We start from the raw sequence: 7,489 nt of genomic DNA, 5'->3' as shown, positions 1-7,489 counted from the left end.
GTTCGTTTTTACTTTGTACCAAGGTGATTCAATTCCGTCGAATTTCATTGTGGAATCTGACTTTTCCATAATTTCTATTTGCTCACCAATTTTCAAAAGAGCCAAAACATTGGATTTCGCATTTGGTTGGTCTCGAAGTTTAACATCGTTACCAAACATATAAGCAATTTCTCCATTTTTAAATTCATAGTTCTCAGAGAGGTATTTGGTGTCTTGTCCAAATCCAATTTTTGAGATTAAAATGAATAATATTATTAGTTTTTTCATTTCTCTAATGTTTGCCAACGGTTTTGTATATGGAAAGTTGCGTGTTTGCGTGCGAGGATTTTCCGAAGGAAAATCAGACGTAGCAAACGTGCAACGACCTTTAAATTTAGCCCAAAATAGCAATTTTTTATATACGTTGTTGGCAACAGTTTTTTATTTCCATTCCCAATTTAAATTTTCAGAAATCGGAATATTCAGTTCTTTCCAATTTTTCTTAATCAATTCTAAATTATTGACACCTTTTTTAGAAACAATAAAGGATGATCCGTTTGATAGTTTAATGAAAAAATTATTTTGAGTTTCATCAATTTTTTCAATTTCAGAAATTTTGGTTTTCCCTTCTCCAGTTTTGTCTTCCGTAATTAAATATTCAGAGTTAAATTCCATTGTTTCTTTTTCTCCGATTCTTTTTGCGTAACTATTCTTAACAATCTTTGAAAAATGTTTTCTTAATTTAGATTTATACAATTTATTGAAAAAGATAAAAGTCAAAATTGCTATAATTCCAAGTATAATTGCAAACTCAATATTATTCTTATTATACATATTTATTCCAATAAAAAGAAAAAGTCCAACCAGAATAAATTTGGTTGTAGCCATTATTTTTCCTGCTTTTTTATTTTCAGACATTGCAAATAAATGATAGTCAATAAAATCTTTTTCTTCTAATATATATTCTAATTTCATTTTAGTGTTTAATTGTTGCCAACGTTTTTGTGTATGATTTTTGGCGTTTTAAAGCACTAAATTTAGCAAATAAAAACCGAATAGAAAATCCGAGAGGATTTTCGTAAGTAGGCGAGGACTAGCCATTAATTATACACGGTGTTGCCACCAGTAATTTTTATTTCGTATTTCCTTATTCATTTTTTCTCATTCATTCCATTTTATAACTTTCCTGATTTTTCTATTTACGAGTTTATATTCCACAAAAGCGAGAACATAAAATGTCAAATTTAATATTAGAATTAAAAGAAAATTACTTTCCAATTTCCCTGATTTAATAGAATAGTATAAATTCAAAATCAATGCAATTGTAAGAAAAACAAATAAAATCATAGATATTAATTTCAATCTTAACTTATATTCTTTAAAATTCTCCTTTTTAAAAGTCACAATTATTTTTGGAAGTAATTTCTCAAAAGGTGATGAAATTCGTAATAAGTCAATTCGTTTTTCATTTTCAAAACCCAAAAAAAACTTATTGGGTTCATTTATATAGGTTGAAACATATTTAAAATCCAAAGAAGTGTGTCTCTTTAACGATAATAATCTAATATTTCGTTCTATTCTTTCAGAATTTGATTCCGTAATATTTTTTCTTTTAAAGTACAATTTTGAAGTTCAGTTTTTATTGGTGGCAACGTGTTTGTGCATGATTTTTGGCGTTTTAAAGCACTAAATTTAGTAAATAAAAACCGAATAGAAAATCCGCAAGGATTTTCGTAAGTAGGCGAGTACTAGCCATTAATTATACACAGTGTTGGCAGTAGTTATTATTGTTTTAAAAGTTCCTAAAATTTCTTTATTTTCAAGTTCTTTCTCTTTCTCAATTTCAATTTCAATAAAAAAACTGTTAAAATTACAAATTAATTCAGCAATATATAGTCCTTTTCCACTTCCGTTTATATTTGAACTATTTTGACCTCTAAAGTGTTTGTCTTTTAATTTAGATAATTCAGTTTCAGAAGGTATTATTGCTTTATTTGAAACTATTATTTTATCTAGTTTTGAATTGTTATCATTTATGAACTCACAATTAATTTCTGAATCTTTGTAATTATATTTAATTGCATTTTCAAACAAAATAAATGGTAATAAATCAATAATATTATAACATTCAAATTTACAATTTGAGGTACCTTTTAGATTTATCATTAAATCATTTGTTATGACTTCTAAACACTGTTTTGCTTTATCAAATTTTTTATAAATAGCAATATTGTTTTTTGGTGATAGTTCAATTAATTCTGGATTTAATGTAAAATCATAAGCATTTAATCGAGCACTAATTAATTGTGTTGTTGATAATATATTTTTACTTCTTAAATTTATATTATAATTTGTATTATAACTTTTTTCTAAATCAATCTTTAATGTATAAGCTTGTTTTTTTAGAATATTATTTAGCTTTCTTAATTCATGTAACGTGTCATCTAAAGTCTCTTTTTTAGTAGAAAATACGGAACTTTCTTTATCAAATTTTCTTATAATATGTTGTTTAGCATTAACTCTAGCATCTATAGATTGAAAATATTTTTTAATTCTATCTACGACATCTAATGAATGTACAACTTTAGAATCTTTCTTATTTGTATTTCTTTTGCTTAGTTTTTTATTATGATTTTTTTCGACTAAGATTGATGTGTAATTCTCACTATTATGATTTAGTGAAGAGAAACCATAAGGACAAATAAAAATCCCATTCTTATTTTTTATTGAATCATAATGTTTTTTACAAGTTGAATTAAAATTTCTATTACAAAAAAGAAAAGAGTTTTCTAAAACACCATTTTTAATCTTTTCTTCTTTATAATCGTAATAAGGAAATAGTTTGTTATTTGTCATTATTTAACCAATTAGTACTTTAAAAATAATACTTGCAGTAAATGACTGTATTACTGCTCTTATATCTTTGTCAATTTCACTACTTAATTTTTTACTTGGAAAATTAGACAAGCTTCTTCCCTCTAATATCGTGGTTACATATTCATTTTCTAATTTTACAATTTCAAATAAAGAAACATTATTTTTAATTAAAAAATCTCTTAATTTTAACCATCTTTTTTGAGGGTTTACAGCTGAGTCAATGGCATTATCTAAATTTTCTACCCATTCATCACCATCTAAATCTTTTTTAAAGACATAATCTGCTAATCTGAAAAATTTATTGTAAGTAGGGTCATGTGTATACCCTGTATAAGCTATTATTGTTTTAAAAGGGTATTTTTTATATAATTCAGAAATTACGTGAGCACCTTCGTATTTACTATCAAATATTTTTCCAACACCATTTATATCACATAAAATTATTTCATACTCATTTGCGCTTTCAATTGATTGAATGTCACTAAAATATGTTATATCGAATCTATGATTTTTTAAATGGTCTAAGTATTCAAAATCATTATCATCGATAACCAATATTGGCACTTTAATTCTGTCAATTTTATTTAATTTAAGACTCGGTTTATTTAAGTCTTCTATTGATTTAGGTTCTCCAATGTGTAGGAACATAGTTTGTTATTTATATTTTAGTCTTGGATTCAATGTTGTTACTTTAATTACTGCCAACGTACTTGTGTATGGTTTCGTTACGGAAAAGAGCGCAGCAATTTTCCGAACTTAGACCAAAGATAGTAAAAGTGCGAGGATTTTCTGTAAGAAAATCCCCCGTAATGAACTATACACGCTGTTGGGTTTTCGTTATATTGGTTTACTATTTTACTTTTTATTGTTGAAATAATTTTTCCGCAATTATTTCCATAAAGAATTTAAATTCCGCAAACTTGCTAAATTTCGCGATTTATTCTCTCTTTTTAGTATTTAATTCTGTTTTAATTTTACTTTTTCGCAATTATTCATAAAGAATTTAAATTCCGCAAACTTGCTAAATTCCACGATTTTATTTCTCCTCTAGCATTCAATTCTATTTTTATTCTTTCTGAGATTTTTCTAAAGCAAGAGTTTTGAAAATTTAACTCTAAATACTCCAACTTTTTACAGAATAATTCTCAACTGGAATTTTTCTTTTTTTGAAAAACATTATTAGAAGACTAAAATTTTCAAATTATATTTTTACGGTTTTCTGAGAAAATTCCGATATAGTTTTTCCACAAGTTTTTCTAACATTTAAAACTCAATTAAAAATCTAAAAGTTTGAATTTTTACGATTTTTTGTTAATGAAACCCAACGTACTTGTGTATGGTTTCGTTACGGAAAAGAGCGCAGCAATTTTCCGAACTTAAACCAAAGATAGTAAAAGTGCGAGGATTTTCTGTAAGAAAATCCCCCGTAATGAACTATACACGCTGTTGGGTTTTCGTTATATTGGTTTACTATTTTACTTTTTATTGTTGAAATAATTTTTCCGCAATTATTTCCATAAAGAATTTAAATTCCGCAAACTTGCTAAATTCCACGATTTTATATTTCCTCTAGCATTCAACTCTATTTTTATTCTTTCCGAGATTTCTCTAGGGTAGAAGCGCTGAAAATTTAACTCCTAAATACTCCAACTTTTTACAGAACAATTCTCAACTGGAATTTTTCTGTTTTTGAAAAATATTATTAGAAAACAAAAATTTTCAAATTATATTTTTACGGTTTTCTGAGAAAAATTCCGATATAGTTTTTCTGTAAACTTTTCTAACATTTTGAGCTTAATTAAAAATCTAAAAGTTTGAATTTTTACGATTTTTTGTTAATGAAACCCAACGGTTCTGTATATGGTTTGTTGCGTGATTAAGTAACTAATTTAGCAAATAAAAACCGAATAGAAAATTCGCGAGAATTTTCGTAAGCAAGCTAGAACTAGCAATAAATTATATACTTTGTTGTGTGTAGTTTTTTATATTTCAAACCATTTTGAGTAGTGACTTTTTCCGTGTGTATCTCGTACTACAGCTTTTATTTTTGAAATGCCTTTAGCTTTTAAATCCTCTATTACATCATTGGTAACTTCATATTCGAATTTTTCTCCAGAGTCCAAAGCAATAGGATATTTAACAACATTTTCAAAACTTATAAAGTTGAAATATTTTTGATTATCAACCTTTTTATTACTCATAAATATGGGTTGTTCAATCATTCGTTTTGGTTTCCCAATATTAATAATTGTGGTAGTCAAATACATTTGAGATTTACCAAATTTTAAATCGTTTGAAACAGGTATTTTTGTGTTTTGTTTAATTTTAATGTTTAGCTTACTTTTTCGGTCATAGTAGAATTCATATAATCGCCAAATAAGTACAACTGTTGAAATAACAGCTGCGTAAATTGAAACTATCAGCTTGTAGTCCATTATTTTATATGTTTATTGTCTTCTTATATGTTTTATTTGAAAGAAATCAAGTCTTCTCACACTTCCATCTAATAAAGTAACTCTTGCTGTTGCTGGTAAGTGTGGTGGATTAGAAGCCAAAGTACAATTTGTCATAGCTCCAACAAGTGATTCTTGAACATCATCAGAATTTTGATTTCCAATATCAAAAATTAATATTTTATTCATTATTTCCGATAAGTTCTCTTGTGTATATTCTAAAGGGTTAAGGTAATTCGGTGGATAAACGTCGTTAATTAAAAAAGCAGTAACTTCTTGTTTGGCGTGTTCAACACTATTATATATTAATCGAACATCATTGCTATCTACTAATTGCATTCCATAATTTATTTCATTTGGTTCTTCCAATTTATAGTAGCAGACTATTTCGTTTTCTGATTCCTCAATACCATTTTCTGTTTCTATTCTTAAATTGTCAAATGTTAACCAAACATATTTTCGATTAACAATTATTCTTTCTGTTGTCATATTCGTTTATTGATTAGCCGAGAGTTTTTCTCAAATTACACACAACGGTTTTGTGTATGATTAGTGGCGTGTTTTAAGCATCTAATTTAGTAAATAGAATCTGAATAGAAAATCCGCGAGGATTTTCGTAAGTAGGCTTGAACCAGCCATTAATTATACACGTTGTTGCCAGCAGTACTTTTTTCAGTCGTAATGAAATCTGCATTTCGCAATTAATATTTCTCCTTCTTTATATTGGTAAATCAGTCTATGCTCACTATCAATTCGTCTTGACCAAAATCCAGCGTATTTATGTTTTAGAGGTTCAGGTTTTCCTATTCCATTAAAAGGATTTCGAGCGATGTCTTTTAGAAGTTCATTTATCTTCTTCAGCTTTTTCTTATCGGTTTTTTGCCAATATAAATAATCCTCCCAAGATTCGTCAACGAATATATACTTCATCTTAATTTTCGATTAGATCTTTGTTTAAAGTCATTCCGCTTTTTAGTTTGTCAATCGCAGAATCTAATCGTGTTTCATTTTTTCGAGAAGAAAGTTCGTGATTTGTAGCCATTAAAGAATTGTATTCTTGTAATGACATAACTACAATTCCAGAATCTTTTCCTCGGTTTATAATTAAAGTCTCAAAGTTCTTAGCTACTCTGTCCAAGTAACTTTTAATATCCTTTCTAAAGTCAGAAACAGTTGCTATTTGCATAATATTGTATTTTTTAAAGTACAAATATACGTACGAAATATGATGTATGCAATTTTTTCCGTATTGCTGGCAACGGTCTTGTGTATGGTTAGTTGCGTGGTTAAGCAACTAATTTAGCAAATAAATCACAGATAGAATATTCCGAAGGAATGTTCGTAAGTCGGCAGCGACCAAGCAATTAATTATACACGGTGTTGTGCGCTGGCTTTTATATTTTAATCGCACGTTCTGGATATAATTCCGCTTCTTTTTTCAGTTCAAATGCAATTTGTTTTAATTCTGCATTATTAAATTCGCAATCCACATAAAATTCTTCATCGTCTTTCGCATTCGGAGGTCGAGATTCCAAGTCAAATGTTATTCTGATTTGCTTTTTGTCCGCATTTTTTTTTGTCAATCTAAATTCCAAATTCGGTTCTATAAAAGACAGAAAATCGGAATTAGTTTCTATATCATTCGAGAGTTGCTCAAACCATTCGATAATGTCTTTTAAATCTCTTACCAAAAGCGAAGGGTCAACCGTTTCCCAATTTCCGCAATCACTTTTTACTTTTAAATAAACCAACAACCAATTTGAGTCATATTCACAATCAGTTATTTCAGGAAACTGATAATTCGTTACCCTAAATTCAACAGATTGATTGTTAATTCCTTTAAATATCATTTAATTACGAGAGTTTGTTCAGCTTGCGCACAACGTGTTTGTGTATGGTTTCGTTACGGAAAAGAGCGCAGCAATTTTCCGAATTTAGACCAAAGATAGTGAAAATGCGAGGATTTTCTGTAAGAAAATCCCCCGTAATGAACTATACACGTTGTTGGGTTTTCGTTATATTGGCTTACTATTTTAATTTTTATTGTTGAAAGAATTTTTCCGCAATTATTTCCATAAAGAATTTTAATTCCGCAAACTTGCTAAATTCCGCGATTTATTCTCTTTTTTTAATATTCAATTCTGTTTTAATTCTACTTTTCCGCAATTATTTCATAAAGA

Annotated in this window: 9 protein-coding genes; all 9 read right to left on the bottom strand. The window is 27.8% G+C overall.

The genetic code is table 11. From position 1 onward, the window contains the following. Positions 1-267, bottom strand: a 267-nt coding sequence (locus BA195_RS14075) for an SH3 domain-containing protein (RefSeq protein ID WP_141677730.1), incomplete at its 3' end; no start/stop codon positions are given. 153 nt (positions 268-420) lie between these two features. After that, positions 421-954: a YcxB family protein gene (locus BA195_RS14500; protein WP_068706538.1), complete on the bottom strand. Its 534-nt coding sequence runs from the start codon at positions 952-954 to the stop codon at positions 421-423. A gap of 780 nt (positions 955-1,734) precedes the next feature. Next, entirely contained in the window at positions 1,735-2,835 is a 1,101-nt protein-coding gene (locus BA195_RS14060; RefSeq protein WP_068706536.1) for an ATP-binding protein, read from the bottom strand. 3 nt (positions 2,836-2,838) lie between these two features. Then, a complete protein-coding gene (locus tag BA195_RS14055; RefSeq protein WP_068706535.1) occupies positions 2,839-3,504 on the bottom strand; it encodes a hypothetical protein in 666 nt (221 codons plus the stop codon). A gap of 1,334 nt (positions 3,505-4,838) precedes the next feature. After that, a complete protein-coding gene (locus tag BA195_RS14050; RefSeq protein WP_068706534.1) occupies positions 4,839-5,291 on the bottom strand; it encodes a hypothetical protein in 453 nt (150 codons plus the stop codon). 12 nt (positions 5,292-5,303) lie between these two features. After that, complete coding sequence (locus BA195_RS14045; RefSeq protein ID WP_068706533.1) at positions 5,304-5,798, bottom strand: hypothetical protein; 495 nt, start codon at positions 5,796-5,798, stop codon at positions 5,304-5,306. Positions 5,799-5,981: 183 nt separating this feature from the next. Then, positions 5,982-6,239 (bottom strand): Txe/YoeB family addiction module toxin, encoded by a 258-nt coding sequence (locus BA195_RS14040; protein ID WP_068706532.1) that lies wholly within the window; start codon positions 6,237-6,239, stop codon positions 5,982-5,984. Position 6,240: 1 nt separating this feature from the next. Beyond that, positions 6,241-6,495 (bottom strand): type II toxin-antitoxin system Phd/YefM family antitoxin, encoded by a 255-nt coding sequence (locus BA195_RS14035; RefSeq protein WP_068706531.1) that lies wholly within the window; start codon positions 6,493-6,495, stop codon positions 6,241-6,243. 208 nt (positions 6,496-6,703) lie between these two features. After that, the gene (locus tag BA195_RS14030; RefSeq protein WP_068706530.1) at positions 6,704-7,159 is read right to left on the bottom strand and encodes a WapI family immunity protein; all 456 of its coding nucleotides are present in this window, start codon (positions 7,157-7,159) and stop codon (positions 6,704-6,706) included. Positions 7,160-7,489: the final 330 nt, after the last annotated feature.

Origin of the sequence: Tenacibaculum soleae, assembly GCF_001693415.1 — a bacterium.
Taxonomy (GTDB): domain Bacteria; phylum Bacteroidota; class Bacteroidia; order Flavobacteriales; family Flavobacteriaceae; genus Polaribacter; species Polaribacter soleae.
Note: the sequence above shows the minus strand (reverse complement) of the source record. Positions and strands in the feature narration are given on the sequence as shown.

Bases quoted from the DNA above. Each gene is read 5' to 3' on its own strand.
- BA195_RS14035 (WP_068706531.1), bottom strand. From the start codon at position 6,495: ATGCAAATAGCAACTGTTTCTGACTTTAGAAAGGATATTAAAAGTTAC.
- BA195_RS14045 (WP_068706533.1), bottom strand. From the start codon at position 5,798: ATGACAACAGAAAGAATAATTGTTAATCGAAAATATGTTTGGTTAACA.
- BA195_RS14030 (WP_068706530.1), bottom strand. From the start codon at position 7,159: ATGATATTTAAAGGAATTAACAATCAATCTGTTGAATTTAGGGTAACG.
- BA195_RS14050 (WP_068706534.1), bottom strand. From the start codon at position 5,291: ATGGACTACAAGCTGATAGTTTCAATTTACGCAGCTGTTATTTCAACA.
- BA195_RS14040 (WP_068706532.1), bottom strand. From the start codon at position 6,239: ATGAAGTATATATTCGTTGACGAATCTTGGGAGGATTATTTATATTGG.
- BA195_RS14055 (WP_068706535.1), bottom strand. From the start codon at position 3,504: ATGTTCCTACACATTGGAGAACCTAAATCAATAGAAGACTTAAATAAA.
- BA195_RS14060 (WP_068706536.1), bottom strand. From the start codon at position 2,835: ATGACAAATAACAAACTATTTCCTTATTACGATTATAAAGAAGAAAAG.
- BA195_RS14500 (WP_068706538.1), bottom strand. From the start codon at position 954: ATGAAATTAGAATATATATTAGAAGAAAAAGATTTTATTGACTATCAT.